We start from the raw sequence: 20,058 nt of genomic DNA on the forward strand, positions 1-20,058 counted from the left end.
GAGGGACTTTGGGATAAATGCCTCAAAATTTATAATTATCTCAAAATAACTCCATGAGTTCCTCCTTGGAGAAGGAGGACAGGAGGATTGACCAAATGTTGATAAATTTTTAATAACATGTTATAAATTTTAACCGCTAAACGGGTTAGCTTATTTAAAATACCCTAGCAATAGTTACCGCCAGTGGTAATCGTGTAGCATAATATAGGGTTATACCAAAATTATCTCGTTTCCCTTCTATATTTTTCAATTTTAAATAATGCAAGATAACTAAGAGGATATCATGAAAACTGTTAGTCTGTTACTTCTGCTTGTATTGATAGGAACGATAACAGGGAGCTGTTCAAATTCATCGTCTCCAGCTTCTACAAATGGAGAGTTATCCGAAAGTCCATATGCAGAAGCTAAAAAAGTTTCGGTCCATGCTGATAGCTTAACAGACTTTGCCCAACAAATACCAGGGTTCGGAGGGTTGTTTATTAATGACTCCGACCAGTTAAGTATTTACCTCACCAACCCGACCCAACAAGAGGCGAAGGCCAGGGAGGTTCTCTCAAATTCAGAACTTATCGCAAGATCTTTATCAAATAGTTCGGCATCGGTTTCCAATATGGAGGTATTAAAAGGCCAATATACATTTCTCACGCTTCTTGAGTGGAAAAGAGAGGTATCCAGCAAGGTGCTCGCTATGGATAACGTCTACACCGGTGGCATTCATCAGTCTCAGAATAAATTATCCATAGGAGTTAAGGACGAAACTGTAGCAGCTAAAGTGAATGAGAAATTAGCAGAGCTGGATATCCCCAAGGAAGCGGTCATGATGTACCAAATGACTCCGCCTCAGTATTATTAGATATCCAGAAATACCTCGATTTCAGCCATGGACGCTAAGAGGGTTAGCAAAACCAGACTTGTCATCCTGAATCATGTGCTGAACTTGTTTCAGTATCTCTTCAGTATTCCCGTTTAAATGCTGATTAGTATACATGAGATTCTGCCCCGAAGGATCGGGATCAGAATGACAAGATAGAGTAGTTCTGCAAAGCCCTTCTTTTAGTTCTGAATATCATTCAAAAACTTATAGAATTCGCTATTGGTAGAAAGAATGATGGATGTCTGTTCATCAAACACTTTTCCGTACGATTCCATCGTGCGCGTAAAGTTATAGAGCTCACGGGCCGACTGCGATTGATTATACGACTCCGCATAAATGGCCGTAGCCCGTGCATCAGCCTCACCCCGGATTTCTTCGGCTTTGCGAAAAGCATTAGACTGTATAGACTGTAACTCACGTTCTTTTTCGCCGTTAATGCGCGCCGCTTCACCCTGGCCTTCCGAACGGAATTTATCAGCGATACGGTTTCGCTCACTAATCATACGATCATACACCGTTTGGCGAACTTCTTCTACATAATTGATCCGTTTAAAGCGGAAGTCAAGGATCTCAATTCCCAGATCCGTGGCTCGTTCATTGGCAAGCTGTTGAATATTGGTCTGGATTGAATCGCGCCCTACCGCAATATCAGCCAGAGAGTCTTCTACAACCTCGGTAATCGTTGCTCCGGAAATAGGATCTCTGTTTGTTGAACGTACCACTTCTACCAAGTCTTGTGAGGCTATGGCATTGCGTGTTTCCCCGTCGAGGATGTCATCCAGCCGCGACTGTGCCCCCCGTTCATCTCGCAGGCGCTTAAAAAATTGCAGTGGATCCGTAATTTGCCATCGGGCATAGGTATCCACAAAGATGAATTTTTTGTCCTTAGTGGGCACCTGATTCCGGTCGCCATCCCATTCCAGGTAACGCTTGTCAAAAAAGTTAGCTCGCTGTATCAGGGGTACCTTAAACTTCATGCCCGGCTCCGTAATAGCATCTCCCACCGGATCGCCAAACTGAGTGATAATAACCTGCTCGGTCTCATCTACAATGTATGTGCCATCCAGGGCAATAAGAAAAACGACGCCAAGGACGAGGCCCAATGTAATTCCTTTAAAATTCTTCATCTGACTAATTCTCTGTAGTTGAATTTTTTGTTGGCTGCTGTACGTTTACGCCATCCATCTGCATTTGAAGCAGCGGAAGCACATTATTCCCATTCTGATCGGTTATAATTTTATTGCCCATTTCGGGTATAATCTGTTCCAGTGTTTCAAGATATATCCGTTGTTTTGTCACCTCAGGAGCTTTAACGTACTCATTATAAAGCTGATTAAAACGCGAAGCCTCCCCCTCTGCTCTATTGGTCCGATTAATGGCATACCCTTCCGCTTTCTGTATGGTTTCCTGGGCCTCTCCGCGGGCTCGGGGAATGACTTTGTTGTAGGCGGATTTCGCTTCGTTAATCAACGTTTCTTTCTGCTGCTGAGCTTCATTCACAGCGTTGAAAGAAGGCTTCACCGGATCGGGGGGATTGATATCCTGCAGTACTACCTGCTCAATTTGAAGTCCGGACTCATACTCATTACAGAGCTTCTGAATTAACTGCTGCGCTTCGGCGGCAACCTCTGCCCTTCCTACAGTCAACACCTCGTTAACGGTGCGGTCGCCCGCAATTTGTCGCATCGCTGATTCTGATATATCGCGCAGGGTTTGCTCAGGTTTACGAATCTTAAACAAAAAGTTATAGGGATCGGATACCCGGTACTGCACCACCCATTCCACATCAGCCAGATTCAAATCGCCGGTCAGCATTAACGACTCATCCGTATATCCTGCCTTGGCATAGCTTGTATTAACTCCCGCCTGGGTGGTCCGATAGCCAAACTCATGCTTTAACTGACGTTCAACAGGTACATACCGCACCTCTTCGATGAAGGGCATCTTCAGGTTCAACCCGGACTCTGCTGTCCGAGTATATTCACCAAAGCGGGTAACGATGCCCACCTCTTCAGGATCAACGGTAAAAAAAGTAGCAAATGCCATAACAAGCACCAAGCCGACCAGTATCACATACCGGATATTCTTACTCAACTTCTCGAGTTGGGGCGGCAGTTCCATGCCGGAAAAATTGGTTTCAGCCATAAATAAAATATCAAGATGAAGTTTACTGTTCTACAACATTATGTAGCACCAACGTATGGTCCTAAAATTTTAGCTATATAATAGCGGTATCCATTGCCAATTAATAACCGTATTGAACTACTTATTTTTGGGTTAATCAATCGTACAGAGGGCTGTGTAAAATCTCTGAACCCAAGCTTGCTATTATCTCGATGGTTTTGCCAACCCTCGTCCAATAAATACGATTGATATGAATTTTTGTTACAAGGCCAACATTGCCTCCTCCACGGGGTGAGCCAAAACAGGGCTGGAAGCATGCCAAAAGTCATTTACTGATACAACATAGAATCAAGTAACTCTGGCTAAATAAAAAAGCCGATGATTGCTCATCGGCTTTTCATTGTCTAATGAGATAATAAATGAGGTTTTGTACTATTCCTCCTCATCTTCTCCGTTGAAGGCTTCAAAAACCATCTTTAAATCGTTGGCTACTTGCTCCTTCGTACGTCCTTCCACACGATGACGCGGAATCATTGCCTTTATTTCACCATCTTTAAAATAAGCAAAAGCGGGAGAAGAAGGCGGATATTCGCTGAAATATTCACGGGCGCGTGCCGTGGCCTCTTTATCCTGACCGGCAAAAACGGTTACCATATGGTCAGGCTTATCTTCCGATTCATCCAGAGCTATCTTTACTCCCGGACGTGCATTACCAGCCGCACATCCACAAACGGAGTTAATGACCATTAACATCGTGCCTTTGTCATATTCTTTCATTGCACGATCTACATCATCAACGGTCTTTAGTTCTTCCACACCTAAATCCGTTAACTCTTCGCGCATCCATGAAACATCAGGTCCTGTTCCTAATCCAAATTGCATAATTATACGTTCTTAGTTACAGCTTTTATTAACAAACGTTGAATATAACAAGCTTTTATGAAGTATTGAAGAAGAAAGCGCTCCACAATAATCTGTGAAGCGCTTTCTGTAAAACATACGGCCTATGAACAGATCTTAGGTAGCATCCGCATAGTTTTCATTCACTTGATCCCAGTTGACCAAGTTCCAGAAATGACTGATATAGTCGCCACGCTTATTTTGATAGTGCAGGTAATAAGCATGTTCCCAAACGTCAACTCCTAATATTGGAGTCAGGCCGTTCATATAAGGACTGTTTTGATTAGCGGTAGAAAGCACTTCGAGACTTCCATCGTCTTTCACGCACAACCATCCCCATCCGGAACCGAACTGGCTACCGGCGGCATTACTAAATAGTTCTTTAAATTCAGCAAAACTGCCGAATTCATCATCAATAGCATCGGCAATATCGCCCGTTGCCGCTCCACCACCATTGGGAGACAGAATCGTCCAGAATAGCTTGTGGTTGGCATAACCGCCGCCATTATTTATAACCGCCTGCTTGATATCATCAGGCACTTCGTTAATTCGTTGCAATACTTCTTCAATCGGCAGATCGGCAAATTCATGCCCTTCCAACGCTGCATTCACCTTGTTTGTATATCCCTGGTGATGCTTGGTATGGTGAATCTTCATTGTGCGCTCGTCAATATGAGGTTCCAGCGCATCGTAATCATACGGTAAATCAGGTAATTCGTAAGCCATAATTGTTACAATTTTAAGATTTTAGAGTTAAGAATAATGTAAAAGTAAATGGCAATAACTCTTTAATAATCAGTGGGTTAAATTTAACATCTTATTTGCATTCTCCCAATCAAAAAGGAAAATGATTTTGTTCCTATTTTGAATGCTTTTAAACAATTATTTAAAATAGAAATTTCCTTCGCAATTTCATCTATTTTACTTTTCTTTCAGCAAACCTTTAGCAACTGAAAAAATACCATGAGCCGAGATTACGATGTCGTTATTATTGGCAGCGGACCCGCAGGGTTTTCGTGTGCCATGCAAAGTTCCAAGTTTGATCAAAATGTGTTGATTGTTGAATCTCACAAAGATTACCTGGGGGGCACCTGGATTAACACCGGTACTGTTCCCAGCAAAGCCCTTCGTGAAGCTGCCAAAACTATCCTGGAATTCAATGATCAGTTTGGTGACCATGAGAACAAAAAGCCTTACGAACGGTTTCGTATGGCCGACCTGCTGCAATACAAGCAGGAAATTCTGGAAAAAGAAAACCGGAAGGTCAAAAACGATCTCATCAAAAATAAAGTAGATGTAGCCCGGGGAGTCGGTCGTCTTAAAGACAGCCATACGGTTGAAGTGGAAACCCACTTTGGCACTACCGAAACATATACGGCCAACTATATTTTGCTCTGCACCGGCAATAGCCCTATCGAGCCTACCAACTTCGACATTGACCACAACAAGGTTTTGGACTATAAATCGATTTTGGACCTAACGCACGTTCCACGCCGACTGGTCGTTATAGGATCGAGTGTGAATGCCTTTGAATATGCTACCACTTTTGCGGCACTCGGGACACGTGTTACTATTCTGCACGAACAGCAGAATTATATGACCTTTCTTGATCATGAAATTAAGGAGCATCTCGAACGATCCCTTAAAAACAAAGATATCACTGTTAGAAGCGGCGTATCCATTGAGGAAGTCGAATTTAATCCACTGCGCAATAATACTGAAGTTAAATTCCGTTCACTCACGGGAGACAAGCGACTGCAGGTTATCGAAACCGAGCATGTGCTCCACCTGAATGGAAAACGACCCAATGTTGAAGGCCTAAACCTTGATAAGGCCGGAGTTGAAACGGATGAGAATGACTTTGTAGTTGTTGATGAAACCTACAAAACAAATGTTGACAGTATTTATGCGGCCGGTGACCTTGTAGGATTTCCGCGCCTTGCCTCGGCATCCTTCACCCAGGGGCGGCTGGCGGCGTGTAATATGTTTGGTATCCCAACACTCGAAGTGCCCGAGCAGATCCCATACGGAGTATACAGCATCCCGGAGATCTCGAACATCGGCCTTACCGAACAGGAGGCTAAAGAACAGGGCATTGACATTACGGTCGGACGGGCGTACTTCAAAAACATTGCCAAGGCCGATATGACCAACCATGATGAAGGCCTGCTGAAGTTGGTATTCAGTACCGATTCACTAAAACTTCTGGGCGTTCATATTCTCGGTGATGAGGCCGCTAACCTAATCCACCTGGGCCAGGCTGTCATTGCTTCGGAGGGAGATGTACGGTACTTCATCCAGCACGTCATGAATTATCCGACCCTGAGCGAAGCTTACCGTATTGCCGCATTCAACGGTGTGAACAGAGTCTATCAGACAGGCAGTAAATACAAGAAAATTTTAGGAGAGCAGGCTGAATAATCAGTTTCTGACGGCCTTAAACATAGTGAATAGCCATTGTCAGTCCGGTGGAATCAGTTGGAGGCTCTTCGGGGAGAGTCTTCATCTCCTGATCCAATGAATAGCCCGCATACAGTGCAAGGGCCATAGCATCAACGATATCGTCTTCATCAACCTGGTTTCGCCGGTATTCTTCCTTGATATCCCGGAAAAAATCATCCACAAACGGACTTCTTTTTTTCAGCAGTTCCAGCCTGTGGCGCAGCCCCTTCTTGGTTGCTTTCTTCTGGAGGATGGGATTTCCTCCATTCAGCTTCTGAAATAACAGCTCCGGATGGCTTTCAAAAACCTTCTCCCGCAGCGACTCATCCTCCTGCAAGTATTGATCTACCGCCCGGATATTTGGAGTAATGTTCCAGGATTGCAGCGTCACCTTCTTTCCGGTCGTTTCGAAACTTGTCATTGAAGCCTCAGCATAAGTGGGAGCATGAAGTGCCCGCCGGATGGGTGGGCTAAAGACACTGGACTGGTAATCAGCGCCCAGTACATCCCGAAGCTCTTGATCACACTCACGAACATATTCCTCATCAGTCAATCCAATAGGAACATCGATAAAGATTCGATCATATTCTTCGAAATAATCGCCTAACGCCTGCTGAGATTCCAGCAGCCAATAACCGGCATTATCCTCATCCAGCGATATTGCAATCCATCCTGCGCGGCAGCCATCAATTCCTAATGTCTTCACCTTCTCTTGTCCTCAACTATTTAGTTACTATTCGACTTCTACTCCTCTTTTTAAGCGGATATGAAGCTCATCCAACTGCTCTTGATCTACATGGTCGGGGCTGTTATCCATGGTACTTTGTGCTTTCTGATTCTTGGGGAAAGCAATGACATCCCGCAGGCTGGTGCCGCCGGCCAAAATCATGATGATACGATCAACGCCAAGAGCGATACCGCCGTGCGGAGGCGCGCCGTACTTAAAGGCTTCCAGCAGGAAGCCAAACCGATCTTCGGCTTCTTCTTCATCAATGCCCAGCAGCTTAAACATGCGACTCTGAAGGTCCCGATTATGAATACGGATAGATCCCCCACCAATTTCATAGCCATTAAGTACTAAATCGTAGGCACGGGAACGTACGGAAGTCGGATCATCATCCAGCTTATCAACATCTTCTTCATGAGGCGAAGTAAACGGATGGTGCAGCGCATGGTATCGCTGGTCTTCGCGGCTCCACTCTACCAGTGGAAAGTCCGTAACCCACAGAAAGTTAAACTCATCTTTGTTAATCAGGTTATGGTCTTCGCCCATCATAAGACGCAACTTGCCCATTTGTTTGTAGACATCAGGGCTCGGGCCCGCCAGGATAAGCACCAGATCGCCCATTTCGGCTTCGGCCTTCTCGACCATTGCTTCCACGGTTTCCTCTTTTAAAAACTTACCAACACTACATTTTACGCCATCATCTTCATTGAGCTTAATGTAGATCAACCCACCGGCACCGGTTTCATCCTGAACACGCTCGGTCAGCCGGTCAATAGCGCCACGCCCCATATCTCCCTGGTCCGGCACCGTAATACCCAAGACGGCCCCGCCTTTCTCTACCGTGCTGGAAAAAATATTAAACTCAGAATCTTTAACCAGCTCCGAAAAGTCAGCAAATTCCAGCCCAAAACGCGTATCCGGCTTGTCGGTGCCGTAGGTGGTCATAGCCTCATCATACGTCATTCGCTTGAAAGAACCTTCAATCTCTTCATTGACGGTTTCCTTCATCAGCTTCTGCATCAGCTGCTCGGTGCTGCTCATTATGGCTTCTTCGTCCACGAACGACATCTCCACATCAATCTGGGTAAACTCCGGCTGGCGGTCGGCCCGCAGGTCTTCATCCCTAAAACATTTCACAATCTGGAAATAGCGATCGAAACCGGAAACCATCAGCAGCTGCTTATAGGTCTGTGGACTTTGTGGCAGGGCAAAAAACCGGCCAGGATTTACGCGGCTGGGCACCAAGTAGTCTCGGGCCCCCTCCGGGGTACTTTTCATCAGCACCGGCGTCTCAACTTCCACAAAATCATTATCGTGATAAAAAGAACGAACCGTCTGGTAAAAATCAGACCGGAGTATCATATTCCGTTGCAGATCCGGGCGCCGCAAGTCCAGATAGCGGTAGCGCAGGCGGATTTCCTCCCCCGTTTCAATATCTTCTTTGATCTCGAAGGGCGTAGTTTCTGCTTCGGAATAGATAATCAACTCATCTACAACAATTTCAATATCGCCGGTTTTAATTTCCGGGTTGATATTTTCTTCATCACGCCGATCGACCACTCCTTTTATCCCGATAACATATTCTGTGCGCAACTGCTCGGCCTTCTTATGCAGTTCTTTATCCGTTTCATTAAACACAATTTGTGTAATCCCATGCCGGTCGCGAAGATCAATAAAAATAACACCTCCCAAATCGCGACGGGTTGCGACCCATCCGTTTAAAACAATTTCTTCGCCTGTATCTTTTGCCGTTAATTCTCCACAGTTGTGGGTTCTTTTCCACGTCATAAACTAAAAAATATCTTTACTGAATTGGTGATCTGTTTTCAGAAGCATTGAAAATAAGTATTCTAATGACCAATCGCTCCCTGTTCTTTTAATTAATCATATTAGATCAATATAATTTTTCAGCTTCCCTTATTCTCTTACCTTAGTTATATCAAAATACATGCTACGTTGCCTCGGCACTACATAAAAGCCGAATATCTATGACCCCAATTTCAGTTTTAATTGCTGAAGATCACGAGATTGTGCGCTATGGTATCAGCACTTATCTATCTTCAGCAGAAGATATTACGATTGTAGGTGAAGCTTCCTCCGGAGATGAATGCCTAACCTTATTCAAGAAAACAAAGCCGGATTTATGCCTGCTCGATATTAGTATGCCGCATAAAGACGGTATTGAAGCAGCCCGACTTATTCGCAAGATCGACCAGGAAGTCAAAATTCTGATTCTCTCGATGCATACAGATCGGCAGAAGCTGACTGATGTCTTAAAGGCGGGCATTGATGGCTACCTGCTAAAAAATATTGAGAAGGCTGATATTCTACATGGTATCCGGGCCATTATGCGAGGCCATCAAGTGTTCAGCAAACCTATTGCTGAAATGATGATTACTTCTTTCCTGGATCAAGAAATTCCGCCAGACCCTGATATTCAAACAGATATCTCTAAGCGCGAGCAGGAAATTCTTGAACTTATCGTTAAGGGAATGACCAGCAAAGAAATTGCCCAGGAACTTTATATCAGTCCCCGTACCGTTGATACCCACCGCTCCAACCTAATGGAAAAACTCGATCTCCATAATACCGCCGACCTGGTTCGCTTTGCCATTACACACAAGTTAGTGCGCCTGACTTAAGCAATTACGTAATATTACCCATCAAAATTACATAATTATCGCTATTGATCAGCGTAGGTCCAGAGGTTAAGTTATCTATTGCAAATGGGGTAATAGCCGTCTGTAGATGATATATAGCAGCCATACCGTGACTGGGTGGCTGCTATTTTTTTATCTACCTTATATCACTTCATAAAGAAGCCTCCACATTCAAATTTACAGCTGAACATGGAGGCTCTATATCCGTGCTAAACAGACTGCTTAATCATCATCCGAAAAGGCAGAATCAAAGGCAGCCTCAGAGGGTGGAAAATCAATATCTTTCGTGTATTGGCAGGATTCTTCCGCGCCGAACTCACGATCCATACCGCTATCTTCCCACTCAATGGAAAGCGGTCCTTGGTAATTGATACGGTTCAGTGCCCGGATTACCTGTTCGAAGTCGATACGTCCACGACCGATGGAAACAAAATCCCAGCAGCGATCTTGGTGACCAAAGTTCAGATGCCCACCAAAGACACCAGCACGCTTGCGTTCATCCGACCACCAAACATCTTTCATATGAGCGTGATAGATACGATCGCTAAACTCCAGGATAAACTCAATATAATCCACTCCCTGATATCCAAAGTGGCTGGGGTCGTAGTTAAAGCCAAAGGCCTCTCGCCCATCCAGGGCATCAACGGCCTGCTGTGCAGATGAAATGTCGAAAGCAATTTCTGTGGGATGAACTTCCAGCCCGAAACGAACGCCTTCTTCATCAAACACATCCAAAATAGGATTCCATCGATCCGCGAAATCCTGGTACCCTTCTTCAATGAGTCCCGGCGTGTTCGGTGGAAAGGAGTACATTTTGGACCAGATAGAGCTACCTGTAAAACCATTGACCACATCCACGCCCAGCTTGGCAGCAGCGCGAGCCGTATCTTTTATTTCATCAGCAGCCCGCTGACGTACGCCTTCCGGATCACCATCACCCCACACATGTTCGGGCACAATCGCCTTGTGTCGTTCATCGATAGGATCGCAAACCGCCTGCCCCACCAAGTGATTACTGATAGACCACACCTTCAGATCGTATTTTGCCAACAGCTCTTTGCGCTGTTCGCAGTAGCCCTCTTCACTGAGCGCTTTCTGTACGTTAAAATGATCTCCCCAACAGGCCAGCTCTAAGCCGTCATAGCCCCAAGAAGAAGCTTTTTCAGCGAGCGTTTCGAGCGACATATCGGCCCATTGACCGGTAAATAATGTTACTGGACGTGCCATAATTTTTATCGTTTAATTAACAATTTCTTTTCTATGCAGAACGTCGTAAGTCTCGCTTATTTGCTGTAAAATGTCAAAAAAAGATATCTCAGATGTTGTAAAAAAATTTTGCCCTTTTTGAGCCGAACTTATCTGGCCTTTGCATATCATGACAAGATGTATAACATTATGCTGCAAATGCTGGGGATGATTTATCATCACTAATCTTATTAAAACCATGCCAAAGCCTGAAAAGCTGTTGTCTGATCGATTAAACAAAATCATCAATTTTGATGAGCCTAGCCTCTCTGAGCTGATGAATCTATTTGAAGTCAATCATTTTGACAAAGGTTTTCATTATGCAAAAACCGGTGAATATGCAACGAGGATGGGTTTTGTCGTTGAGGGTGTGCTTCGGGCATATCATACCACGAAGGAAGGTGAGTATTATAATAAAACCTTTTTTACCGAAGGCTCTTTTGTCGGAGCCTACTCCTCTTTGGTCACTGGAAAAAAGAATCTTATCAACATTCAATGCCTGACAGACGTAATGCTGCTGGAGGGCTCATATGCGGATCTTGTAGCCTTATATGACGACTATCCCAGTGTAGAACGCTTTTCGCGCATCCTGGCCGAACAATATTTTGTCCATAAAGAACGACGAGAGATACAGCTGGTCACCCTCGACGCTGCCGAGCGCTATGAGCTCTTCCGCAAAAATCATCCGGAGGTGGAACAGCAAATCCCGCAATATCACATTGCCTCCTACCTGGGCGTTACCCCCACCCAATTGAGCAGAATACGAGCGAAACAATAGGAGGCTTTGCAAAGCCAATCAAGTTTGTCACTCTGAGCTTGTCGAAGAGTCTCCCAGCTCTTCCGTTAACTTAGCTCAATTTATTTACATATGTACATGAGGTTTGGATAGGCCGGCCATAGCTTTCCATAGAGATAAACAAATCCAACAAACCATCTTTATGGAATTAGCGAACAACAAGATATTAATTACCGGAGCTACAGCCGGCATAGGCAAAGCCATAGCCAAGGAATTCCTCAAACATAACAATACCATCATTGCCGTCGGACGTGATAAGAGAAAGTTCAAAAGTCTGCAGGCTATTTCGGACCGCATCATTCCTTTTCAGTGCGACCTGGCTAACTCATTGCAGCTGGAAGAACTCGTACTCTTCATTGAGCAAAAACATCCGGATACGAATATCCTTATCAATAATGCCGGTATTCAATATAATTATCGGTTTGCCGACGAACAGCATATCACCGATAGGATTAAACACGAGCTGGAGGTCAATCTCTATGCCCCGCTTGCACTCACCGGTTTACTGCTGCCCATTCTAACACTCAACGAGCAGCCGGCTATTGTTAATATTTCATCCGGTCTGGCCCTTGCTCCCAAGAAACAAGCACCCGTTTACTGTGCATCCAAAGCGGCCATCCATAACTTCTCAAAGTCGCTGCGGTACCAGCTGGAAGAAAGCGATGTCCATGTTTTTGAAGTGATCCCTCCCCTCGTTGATACGGGCATGACCCAGGGACGCGGTCGTGGCAAGATATCTCCTGAACAGCTCAGCCGTGAATTCATCAAAAAGTTTCAAAAAAACCGGTATGAGATAGCCATCGGCAAAGTTAAGTGGCTCAAACTGCTCCGGCGACTGAGTCCAGCACTGGCCGACCGTTTGCTAAAAAACGGCAGCGAAAATTAATCTCCCATAACAAAGAATTCTCTTATGAAAGATCTGATCAAAATAATTGTTGTGCTGGCTCTCGTCTTTGCCTCCACCTTCCTCGTAGCGAACCTAACCAGGTTACTATCCATTGAACAAATTAAAAGCTGGCTCCAGATGGCCCATCAGCTTTCTCCCCTTTATGTAGGATCGGTAGTCATTCTCTTACTTTTCTGTGATTTATTTATCGCTGTTCCCACGCTTACCATCACCATTTTATCCGGATATTTCCTGGGGTTTCCCCTGGGCGCAATCACGGCCATTACCGGGATGACGCTGGCCGGATTTGCGGGCTATGCCCTGAGCAGAAAATACGGCGACTCCGTTTTCAAATTCCTGATTAAAGATACCGACCGACGAGCAGAAGCAGTATCAACCTTCGAAAGCTACGGCTTTGCTATGATCCTGATGAGTCGGGCGGTCCCTATTTTTCCGGAAGTGTCGGCCTGCCTGGCCGGAATGACGAAGATGAAGTTTTCTCGGTTCCTGGGGGCCTGGTTGCTAAGCAGCGTTCCGTACGCTTCCATTGCTTCCTATGCGGGTTCGGTAAGTTCTATCGACAACCCCATGCCGGCTATTTACGCGGCTATCTCGCTCTCGGCCGTCCTCTGGATCGCCTGGTTCATCTACAGCCGATACCAAAAAATGGAGACGGTTAATCACTAACTAAGCCGTGCCTTTGGAAAATCAGTTTTTTGAGGTATTGCCTTACCAGTGCTAAATTGGTAGTCTGCACCTATTCCGCAACATCCATTAGGATACATCCAGGTCTATCATACATGAATATCACGAAAAATATTACGGCTTTCTTTGAGAAACATTATCCGGAGTATAACCATGACGGGCTTGATGAGTTATCATCGGCGTTCATCTCCAAAAAGATCCCGAAGGATACCATCATCCTCAGCGAGTCAATGACGGATGGTAAGCTGCGGTTTTTAAATAAAGGGATTGTCCGGGAATACTACCTTAGTGAAACTAAAGAGAGGAACATCAACTTTTATCTACAGCCGAATTTTATTACGGATTTTTCTTCGTTCATAAATGCCAGCCGGACCAAGAAAAACCAAGCTACCGTAACGGATGTTGAACTTTTTGAGCTCGATCGGGAACCATTTCTGCGGCTGTTGAACAGCTATGAATGCGCGCAAAATATGATGGATGAAATTTTTCAACGCCTCCTTAAAGTGCGGGAGCAATTTGAATATAACCGGATGACCAAATCGCCTGAGGAATTGTACCAGGAACTACGGATCTATAAACCCGAGTGGCTGCAGAACATTCCACAGTACCACATTGCCTCTTACCTTGGTATTACGCCCGAGACCCTGAGCCGAATCCGAAGCCGCATTTCTTGATTCAAATCAATGACTTTGGTGTCATCCTTCTCGTTCTTTGATCCAAACCTAAAAAAGGCCTTTGAAATACCGACACATATTTCGACTTCACTCCGCTGCGCTCAATATGACGTCAGTCTGAGCGCAATGAACACCGATTTTAATCGGAGCGAATGTAGTCGAAGAGTGAATATTCGGTTTTACAAAGCTCTCTAAAATAGAAAACAGAAGTGATGAAGATACACCATATCAGAAATGCGACCATGATCATAGAAACTGCCGGCAAGGTGCTATTGGTCGATCCCATGCTGGGCTCCAAAGGAAACCTGCCGCCGCTTACGCTATTCAGGTTCAAGCCCCGAAAAAATCCGATGGTCCCTCTGCCCAATAATATGGACCGCCTGTTGGAAAAAGTCACCCACTGCCTGATCACCCACCAACACCCGGATCACCTTGATCAGCAGGGCATACAATTCCTCAAAGATAGGCAAATCCCCATCCTGTGCAGCACAAAAGATGAGCAGGATCTCACCGACGAAGGCTTGAACGTCCAAACAAGTCTCAACTACTGGGAAACCACTGATTTTGCCGGCCTTCGCGTGACGGGCACTCCGGCCCTGCACGGCTATGGATTTATAACCAAACTGATGGGCAATGTCATCGGATTCTATCTCGAACCTCCGGAAGAACCCTCCATCTATCTAAGCTCTGATACCATTTACACCGAAGCCGTCCATAAAGTGTTAACAGAATTTCAGCCTGACATTAGTGTGGCGGCCTGCGGCTCTGCACAGTTCGATATTTTTGGTCCCCTGCTTATGACCATGGACGATATCCTGAAGTTCTTCAACCATGCCCCGGGCAAAGTCATCGCAAACCACCTCGAGGCAATTAACCACTGCCCTACCACCCGGGCGGAATTGCAGAAAAAAGTAGCTAACAATGACCTGGAGAAAAAAGTATGGATCCCTGAGGACGGAGAAACAATAGACTTGAGTACTTGAAAAAGGTGCTCCGGTATGAACGGATTGGTTAAAACCCCTTTAGCGGTTGGCTTTAAATGATTTTAGCGTAGGTGGAGAGAACGACAGCAGCAATTTATTCAGCCGGCCCTGTGGAATGCCATCTTGTGACCCTCCAAGAATTCGGAAGATTCCACGGGGTCGATGAGTTTTGGGTTACAGCTTGCCTGATCCCGATACTTCGGAATTAGGTCATACAAAAAAAGTGATAAGAGTATGAGGTTATTTCAGAAATGGAACCAGTAGTTTTTATTAAATTAATATTTCTTTCCGCCTTTTGCCGTGTCCCATCCATACGGGGGCTTGACCCAAAAGGCTCATAAAAGATCAAGAAGAATTTAACTCCTCGGTGCTGGTAAATTATACCACCGCTGATCACGGCTTGCAGGCAGCCCCTCGTCAAACAGAAATTCTTCCGGTGGGGCTTGTCCCTTTGAATAGAAATAAAAAATAGACATAGCTTTCTCCTCCGGCCTAATATAAATTCTGCTGGGAATGTGACCGTAGCCGAAGCGTAAAGAAATCATTTCTGTCTGAAAGTTGCCGCTTTTGGCAACTTGAGTTAAATGATTTTAGCGGAGGCGAAGGGAACGACAGCAAGAACTTATTCAGCCGGTGACTTTTTTGCGTTTCGTTTTTTGGTCATCCAAAAGATGGAACAGCTTATTTTGTAAGCTTCGCCTTTTGTCTTAGCACAAAAGGCTCGTAAAAAGCCAAGAAGAATTTAACTCCTCGGTGCTGGTAAATTATACCGCCGCTGATCACGGCTTGGAGGCAGCACCTCGTCAAACAGAAATTCTTCCGGTGGGGCTTGTCCCTTTGAATAGAAATAAAAATTAGAGGTGACTTTTCACCTTTTGCCGTGTCCGTCGGTACGGGGACTTGATCCTTCCAAAGGGTCGAGACCAGACAAGCTGGACGTGAAAAACCAAGGAGTTACCAGAGAAAAGGGAGTTCCCCTCCTTGGGAGGGGACAGGGGTGGGTAAAGCATGCCCAATGATCATTTCACCACAATCGATTAATGGGTAATAAAAGTTATTCCCTTAGAGCTCAATACGAGCCTCGTCTTTTTCCGATGATTCCATGATCGCCCGGACAATACGGATATCCTTCAGTCCTTCACTACCCGGCACGATAGGAGCTCTCCCCTCTTTAATAGCCAGGGCTTCATTATCCATCTGTCGGGCCTGCTGGTGGTTGGGATCCGGTGGAAGCTGCATACCGTCGCTCGTCTCCCCTTGTACCCCGGAATAGGATTGAAAAGGACGCAAATTGTACCATCCATCCGTGCAGTCTACATCCAGGTAGTTCATCGACTTGCCGAAGCTGGTTTCGCCCTGGGCCATCACGCCGCCGGGAAACTCCAGCTCAAAGACCGTAGTTTCGTCCACTTCGTGAAACATTTCGGGACGCTTGGTGCTCTGTTTGCCGCTCACGGCGATGGGCTCCATTTGGGTGGAATAACGCGCCGCATTGATCGGGTACACGCCCATATCGTAGAGCGCGCCGCCGCCCAGCTCGGCATCCAGCCGCCAATCCCCTTCCGGGTGACTGCCATTATAGCCGGCCCCCGTCTTGACGCCCGTCACGGCCCCGTAGGTTTCCTCTTCGGCATATTTCATGATGGTCTTCGTATTCGGCTCGTGCTGCATCCGATATCCAATAGACAGCTGCACTCCATTTTTGTTGGTGGCATCAATGATCGACTGACACTCTTCCACATCCATGGCCATGGGCTTTTCGCACCACACGTGCTTACCCGCCTCAGCTGCCCGGATGCTGTATTTGGCATGCAGTCCGGTAGGCACTACGATGTAGACGATGTCGATGTCATCGTTGTTAGCCAGCTCGTGCATGGTATCATAACTGTAGACATTGGCGTCGGGGATATTATATTTGTTCTGCCAGACCGGTATCTTTTCGGGCGACCCGGTTACGATGCCCCGAAGCTCGCAATGCTCAGTCTTCTGAAGTCCGGGTGCCAGCCGCCCCCTGCTGTAGCCGCCCAGCCCCACCAGGGCCACGCCTAGCTTCTCTTTTTTTCGTGGTAAAATAATGGAGGGAAATCCAACCGAGGTAACAGCGAGTGCGGATCCGGCCTGCTTGAGAAAATCCTTCCTGGATATGGAATCAGACATAACACAAAACGTTAGTTAAAAAGGATTGAATGACGTCAGCTATAACTACAAGTACAAATATAGACAGGATTCACTTAAATGAAAGGGAGAATTGGGGCAGATTTGAGAATCTTTAGCCTTATTTAATTAAAGGGAGGATAAAACAAAAAATCCCTAAGCAGTTGTTATCAACCACTTAGGGATTTTACCGAGTACCGTGGGGCGGAATCGAACCGCCGACCTCCGGGTTATGAATCCGACGCTCTCACCAACTGAGCTACCACGGCATTTATTTGAATCAAGAGTTGCCAAATATATAACTTTTATTCCAAAAAGTTAAGTGAAAAATATCAGAAATTTCATCCGAATTCTGTATTTGAAGTCGGATGAATAATCAAGGGTGTTTGACTGTCATCTGCGTGGTGGTTTATTCATCGGACGATCCCGAGCATTCGGGACCGGATGAAATTGATAAACTTTTTGAGGGTCTTCATTTTCGCCTTATTTTTAGCCTCCGTATTTTGAGACACCTAAAAATTTATTTAAATCCAGCCCTTACATATTCACATGGCTAAAAAAATCACCTCCAAATCCGAAGATTTTTCACAATGGTATCAAGATGTAATTCGTGAAGGCAAGCTGGCCGACCATTCCCCGGTGCGCGGCAGCATGGTCATTCGTCCGAATGGCTTTGCGCTCTGGGAAAACATGAAAGAAGAGCTCGACCAGATGTTCAAGGATACCGGCCATGAGAATGCGTACTTCCCGCTGTTTATCCCGAAATCCTTTTTATCCAAAGAAGCCCAGCACGTTGAGGGCTTTGCCAAAGAGTGCGCGGTGGTAACTCACAGCCGGCTCAAAAGCGTGGATGGTGGCGTAGAAGTGGATCCCGAATCGAAGCTGGAAGAAGAACTGATTGTGCGCCCCACTTCGGAAACCATTATCTGGGACTCCTACCGCAACTGGATTCAGTCCTATCGCGACCTGCCCATCCTGATTAACCAGTGGGCCAACGTGGTGCGCTGGGAGATGCGCACGCGGCTGTTCCTGCGGACCATGGAGTTCCTCTGGCAAGAAGGTCACACCGCACACGCCACCAAGGAAGAAGCGGTAGCGGAAACCAAGCAGATGCTGGAAGTCTACCGAACCTTTGCCGAAGAATATATGGCGATGCCCGTGATCACCGGAGTCAAAACGGAGTCGGAACGCTTTGCCGGCGCTGAGGACACCTACTGCATCGAAACGCTGCTGCAGGATAACAAAGCACTGCAGGCCGGAACCTCTCACTTCCTGGGACAAAATTTTGCCAAAGCTTTTGACGTGAAGTTCCAGAGCTCCGAAGGTCAGCACGAATACGTCTGGGCTACCAGCTGGGGCGTTTCTACGCGGCTTATCGGTGGATTAATTATGACGCACTCCGACGACCAGGGTTTGGTACTGCCGCCTAAACTGGCGCCCAACCAAGTGGTGATTGTAACAATCTGGAAGAATGATGAACAGAAAGAAGCCGTACTGGACTACTGCAACGATATTATCAGCGACCTGAAGCAGCTCGGCATCCGCGTGAAGCTTGACGACCGCGAAAACATGAGTCCGGGCTGGAAGTTTAACGAGCACGAAGCGGCCGGCATCCCCGTTCGACTGACTGTTGGTCCCCGTGACCTGGAAAACAGCAACGTAGAATTGGCCCGCCGAGATACCGGTGACAAGAATATTGTGGACCGTGAAGGACTGGCTGAACGCGTGGATACGCTGCTTGATACCATCCAGGATGAACTCTTTGAAACGGCTAAAGAACGAATCCAAAACAACACGCATTCCGTAGATTCGTACGAGGAGTTTAAGGAAATCATCGAAAATGAGGGCGGCTTTGTCTATGCCCACTGGGACGGCACGGCCGAGACCGAAGAGAAAATTAAAGACGAAACCAAGGCGACCATCCGCTGTATTCCACTGGAAGATGGCGAAGAAGGGGAATGCATGGTGACGGGCAAGCCCTCGAAGCAGAAAGTTCTTTTTGCCCGCGCTTATTAATGCTCTAATCGACTAAAAATAGCTCAAATTTACAAATTTGAACTGTATTTGGAGTTGATGATCATCCCCCTGTCCCCCCTTCGAAGGGGGAAACGCACGGTGATTTTCCGTGCAAAGGGGATGACCCTTGCATCATAAAAAGCTTAGTACTTCTTGCCTCACAACTCCTGAATATATCAAAGACAAGCATTTGGATCGGATATCAGCTGATAGCGGCTTACCACTAACCGGGCGCCTGCAGTACCGGGGCCCAGCGCGGCTGATCTCTGATCTAATGAATCCCCTTTTTCTACCGCCCTTGGTTCTGGCCATCCTAAGCTGGGAGCTGGGACTGCCCGGAAGTACCATCAGTTGGATTACCGGGCTCTCCCTCCTTTTCCATACGGCCATCCCGCTTGCAGTCACCTTTTACCTCCTTAAAAACGGCCATATTACCTCCCCGGATTTACCCAGGCGTAGTGCCCGAACCCGGCTGTTTGGCTACTCCATCGCCAGCTGCTTTATCGCCTTTGTCGGATTGGGGGCAACTGTTCCGGTAACGCATCCACTCATTGCGATGGTCGCGCTTATTTACTTGGTCAATCCTGTTATTGGACTGCTCATTAACTTAAAATGGAAAGTCAGCATTCACACAGCAGCGCTTTCATCGGCCGGCGCCATTTTCCTGGGCCTTACGCTCCCCGGCCTTACAGAATTTACCGCTGATACCTTTATTTTATCCTTAACCATCCTTTTACTACTTTTACCACTGATGATCTGGTCACGCTACCGGTTGGGGGCTCATTCCTATGCCGAACTGTTGGGCGGAATCGCCTCCGGATTTCTACTGACCATTATTGAGCTCTATTTATTTAACATCATGTGGTAACCTT

Annotated in this window: 18 protein-coding genes and 1 tRNA gene; 10 read left to right on the forward strand and 9 right to left on the reverse strand. The window is 46.2% G+C overall.

What is annotated here, in order from left to right:
* The first annotated feature begins 283 nt into the window (after window positions 1–283).
* A complete protein-coding gene (locus tag J6I44_RS13320) occupies window positions 284–853 on the forward strand; it encodes a hypothetical protein (protein ID WP_265766642.1) in 570 nt (189 codons plus the stop codon).
* A 200-nt stretch (window positions 854–1,053) separates the two neighbouring features.
* On the opposite strand, the gene hflC is transcribed toward J6I44_RS13320, so the two are convergent.
* The 4 genes from hflC to J6I44_RS13340 form a co-directional block, all read right to left on the reverse strand.
* Window positions 1,054–2,001, reverse strand: a complete 948-nt coding sequence (hflC, locus tag J6I44_RS13325) for a protease modulator HflC (RefSeq protein WP_265766643.1) — start codon at window positions 1,999–2,001, stop codon at window positions 1,054–1,056.
* A 4-nt stretch (window positions 2,002–2,005) separates the two neighbouring features.
* Complete coding sequence (gene hflK / locus J6I44_RS13330; protein WP_265766644.1) at window positions 2,006–3,019, reverse strand: FtsH protease activity modulator HflK; 1,014 nt, start codon at window positions 3,017–3,019, stop codon at window positions 2,006–2,008.
* 411 nt (window positions 3,020–3,430) lie between these two features.
* The gene (locus J6I44_RS13335; RefSeq protein WP_265766645.1) at window positions 3,431–3,880 is read right to left on the reverse strand and encodes a BrxA/BrxB family bacilliredoxin; all 450 of its coding nucleotides are present in this window, start codon (window positions 3,878–3,880) and stop codon (window positions 3,431–3,433) included.
* 135 nt (window positions 3,881–4,015) lie between these two features.
* Window positions 4,016–4,624, reverse strand: coding sequence for a superoxide dismutase (locus J6I44_RS13340; RefSeq protein WP_265766646.1), 609 nt, complete (start codon window positions 4,622–4,624; stop codon window positions 4,016–4,018).
* Between the two features lie 237 nt (window positions 4,625–4,861).
* Between J6I44_RS13340 and sthA the strand changes: the two genes are divergently transcribed.
* Complete coding sequence (gene sthA, locus J6I44_RS13345) at window positions 4,862–6,319, forward strand: Si-specific NAD(P)(+) transhydrogenase (RefSeq protein ID WP_265766647.1); 1,458 nt, start codon at window positions 4,862–4,864, stop codon at window positions 6,317–6,319.
* 16 nt (window positions 6,320–6,335) lie between these two features.
* Here the strand turns inward: sthA and J6I44_RS13350 are convergent, their stop codons facing one another.
* Both J6I44_RS13350 and aspS read right to left on the reverse strand, forming a co-directional pair.
* A complete protein-coding gene (locus tag J6I44_RS13350) occupies window positions 6,336–7,046 on the reverse strand; it encodes a DUF429 domain-containing protein (protein ID WP_265766648.1) in 711 nt (236 codons plus the stop codon).
* Window positions 7,047–7,073: 27 nt separating this feature from the next.
* Complete coding sequence (gene aspS / locus J6I44_RS13355; RefSeq protein WP_265766649.1) at window positions 7,074–8,855, reverse strand: aspartate--tRNA ligase; 1,782 nt, start codon at window positions 8,853–8,855, stop codon at window positions 7,074–7,076.
* A gap of 200 nt (window positions 8,856–9,055) precedes the next feature.
* Here aspS and J6I44_RS13360 point away from each other — a divergent pair, with 200 nt between their 5' ends.
* The gene (locus J6I44_RS13360) at window positions 9,056–9,709 is read left to right on the forward strand and encodes a response regulator (RefSeq protein ID WP_265766650.1); all 654 of its coding nucleotides are present in this window, start codon (window positions 9,056–9,058) and stop codon (window positions 9,707–9,709) included.
* A 240-nt stretch (window positions 9,710–9,949) separates the two neighbouring features.
* Here J6I44_RS13360 and J6I44_RS13365 read toward each other — a convergent pair whose 3' ends face one another.
* The gene (locus J6I44_RS13365) at window positions 9,950–10,954 is read right to left on the reverse strand and encodes a sugar phosphate isomerase/epimerase family protein (RefSeq protein WP_265766651.1); all 1,005 of its coding nucleotides are present in this window, start codon (window positions 10,952–10,954) and stop codon (window positions 9,950–9,952) included.
* 217 nt (window positions 10,955–11,171) lie between these two features.
* Between J6I44_RS13365 and J6I44_RS13370 the strand changes: the two genes are divergently transcribed.
* The 5 genes from J6I44_RS13370 to J6I44_RS13390 all read left to right on the forward strand — a co-directional run bounded on the left by J6I44_RS13370 (window position 11,172) and on the right by J6I44_RS13390 (window position 15,016).
* Complete coding sequence (locus J6I44_RS13370; protein ID WP_265766652.1) at window positions 11,172–11,750, forward strand: Crp/Fnr family transcriptional regulator; 579 nt, start codon at window positions 11,172–11,174, stop codon at window positions 11,748–11,750.
* A gap of 160 nt (window positions 11,751–11,910) precedes the next feature.
* Window positions 11,911–12,654, forward strand: a complete 744-nt coding sequence (locus tag J6I44_RS13375; protein ID WP_265766653.1) for an SDR family oxidoreductase — start codon at window positions 11,911–11,913, stop codon at window positions 12,652–12,654.
* 24 nt (window positions 12,655–12,678) lie between these two features.
* A complete protein-coding gene (locus tag J6I44_RS13380) occupies window positions 12,679–13,341 on the forward strand; it encodes a TVP38/TMEM64 family protein (protein ID WP_265766654.1) in 663 nt (220 codons plus the stop codon).
* A 113-nt stretch (window positions 13,342–13,454) separates the two neighbouring features.
* Window positions 13,455–14,033: a Crp/Fnr family transcriptional regulator gene (locus J6I44_RS13385; RefSeq protein WP_265766655.1), complete on the forward strand. Its 579-nt coding sequence runs from the start codon at window positions 13,455–13,457 to the stop codon at window positions 14,031–14,033.
* A 212-nt stretch (window positions 14,034–14,245) separates the two neighbouring features.
* Window positions 14,246–15,016: an MBL fold metallo-hydrolase gene (locus J6I44_RS13390; protein WP_265766656.1), complete on the forward strand. Its 771-nt coding sequence runs from the start codon at window positions 14,246–14,248 to the stop codon at window positions 15,014–15,016.
* A gap of 1,062 nt (window positions 15,017–16,078) precedes the next feature.
* Here the strand turns inward: J6I44_RS13390 and J6I44_RS13395 are convergent.
* Both J6I44_RS13395 and J6I44_RS13400 read right to left on the reverse strand, forming a co-directional pair.
* Complete coding sequence (locus tag J6I44_RS13395; protein WP_265766657.1) at window positions 16,079–17,173, reverse strand: Gfo/Idh/MocA family protein; 1,095 nt, start codon at window positions 17,171–17,173, stop codon at window positions 16,079–16,081.
* A gap of 192 nt (window positions 17,174–17,365) precedes the next feature.
* Window positions 17,366–17,439: transfer RNA gene (locus tag J6I44_RS13400), tRNA-Met, on the reverse strand.
* 280 nt (window positions 17,440–17,719) lie between these two features.
* Here J6I44_RS13400 and proS point away from each other — a divergent pair.
* Complete coding sequence (gene proS / locus J6I44_RS13405; protein WP_265766658.1) at window positions 17,720–19,186, forward strand: proline--tRNA ligase; 1,467 nt, start codon at window positions 17,720–17,722, stop codon at window positions 19,184–19,186.
* Between the two features lie 127 nt (window positions 19,187–19,313).
* Window positions 19,314–20,054, forward strand: coding sequence for a hypothetical protein (locus J6I44_RS13410; RefSeq protein ID WP_265766659.1), 741 nt, complete (start codon window positions 19,314–19,316; stop codon window positions 20,052–20,054).
* The last annotated feature ends 4 nt before the right edge of the window (window positions 20,055–20,058 follow it).

It is taken from the genome of Fodinibius salsisoli (assembly GCF_026229185.1).
Classification (GTDB): domain Bacteria; phylum Bacteroidota; class Rhodothermia; order Balneolales; family Balneolaceae; genus Fodinibius; species Fodinibius salsisoli.

Excerpts from the sequence above, each read along its gene's own strand:
- J6I44_RS13385 (WP_265766655.1), top strand. The coding sequence starts at position 13,455 with ATGAATATCACGAAAAATATTACGGCTTTCTTTGAGAAACATTATCCG.
- J6I44_RS13335 (WP_265766645.1), bottom strand. The coding sequence starts at position 3,880 with ATGCAATTTGGATTAGGAACAGGACCTGATGTTTCATGGATGCGCGAA.
- J6I44_RS13365 (WP_265766651.1), bottom strand. The coding sequence starts at position 10,954 with ATGGCACGTCCAGTAACATTATTTACCGGTCAATGGGCCGATATGTCG.
- proS (WP_265766658.1), top strand. The coding sequence starts at position 17,720 with ATGGCTAAAAAAATCACCTCCAAATCCGAAGATTTTTCACAATGGTAT.
- J6I44_RS13360 (WP_265766650.1), top strand. The coding sequence starts at position 9,056 with ATGACCCCAATTTCAGTTTTAATTGCTGAAGATCACGAGATTGTGCGC.
- hflK (WP_265766644.1), bottom strand. The coding sequence starts at position 3,019 with ATGGCTGAAACCAATTTTTCCGGCATGGAACTGCCGCCCCAACTCGAG.
- J6I44_RS13380 (WP_265766654.1), top strand. The coding sequence starts at position 12,679 with ATGAAAGATCTGATCAAAATAATTGTTGTGCTGGCTCTCGTCTTTGCC.
- J6I44_RS13320 (WP_265766642.1), top strand. The coding sequence starts at position 284 with ATGAAAACTGTTAGTCTGTTACTTCTGCTTGTATTGATAGGAACGATA.
- sthA (WP_265766647.1), top strand. The coding sequence starts at position 4,862 with ATGAGCCGAGATTACGATGTCGTTATTATTGGCAGCGGACCCGCAGGG.
- hflC (WP_265766643.1), bottom strand. The coding sequence starts at position 2,001 with ATGAAGAATTTTAAAGGAATTACATTGGGCCTCGTCCTTGGCGTCGTT.
- aspS (WP_265766649.1), bottom strand. The coding sequence starts at position 8,855 with ATGACGTGGAAAAGAACCCACAACTGTGGAGAATTAACGGCAAAAGAT.
- J6I44_RS13370 (WP_265766652.1), top strand. The coding sequence starts at position 11,172 with ATGCCAAAGCCTGAAAAGCTGTTGTCTGATCGATTAAACAAAATCATC.
- J6I44_RS13375 (WP_265766653.1), top strand. The coding sequence starts at position 11,911 with ATGGAATTAGCGAACAACAAGATATTAATTACCGGAGCTACAGCCGGC.
- J6I44_RS13395 (WP_265766657.1), bottom strand. The coding sequence starts at position 17,173 with ATGTCTGATTCCATATCCAGGAAGGATTTTCTCAAGCAGGCCGGATCC.
- J6I44_RS13340 (WP_265766646.1), bottom strand. The coding sequence starts at position 4,624 with ATGGCTTACGAATTACCTGATTTACCGTATGATTACGATGCGCTGGAA.
- J6I44_RS13390 (WP_265766656.1), top strand. The coding sequence starts at position 14,246 with ATGAAGATACACCATATCAGAAATGCGACCATGATCATAGAAACTGCC.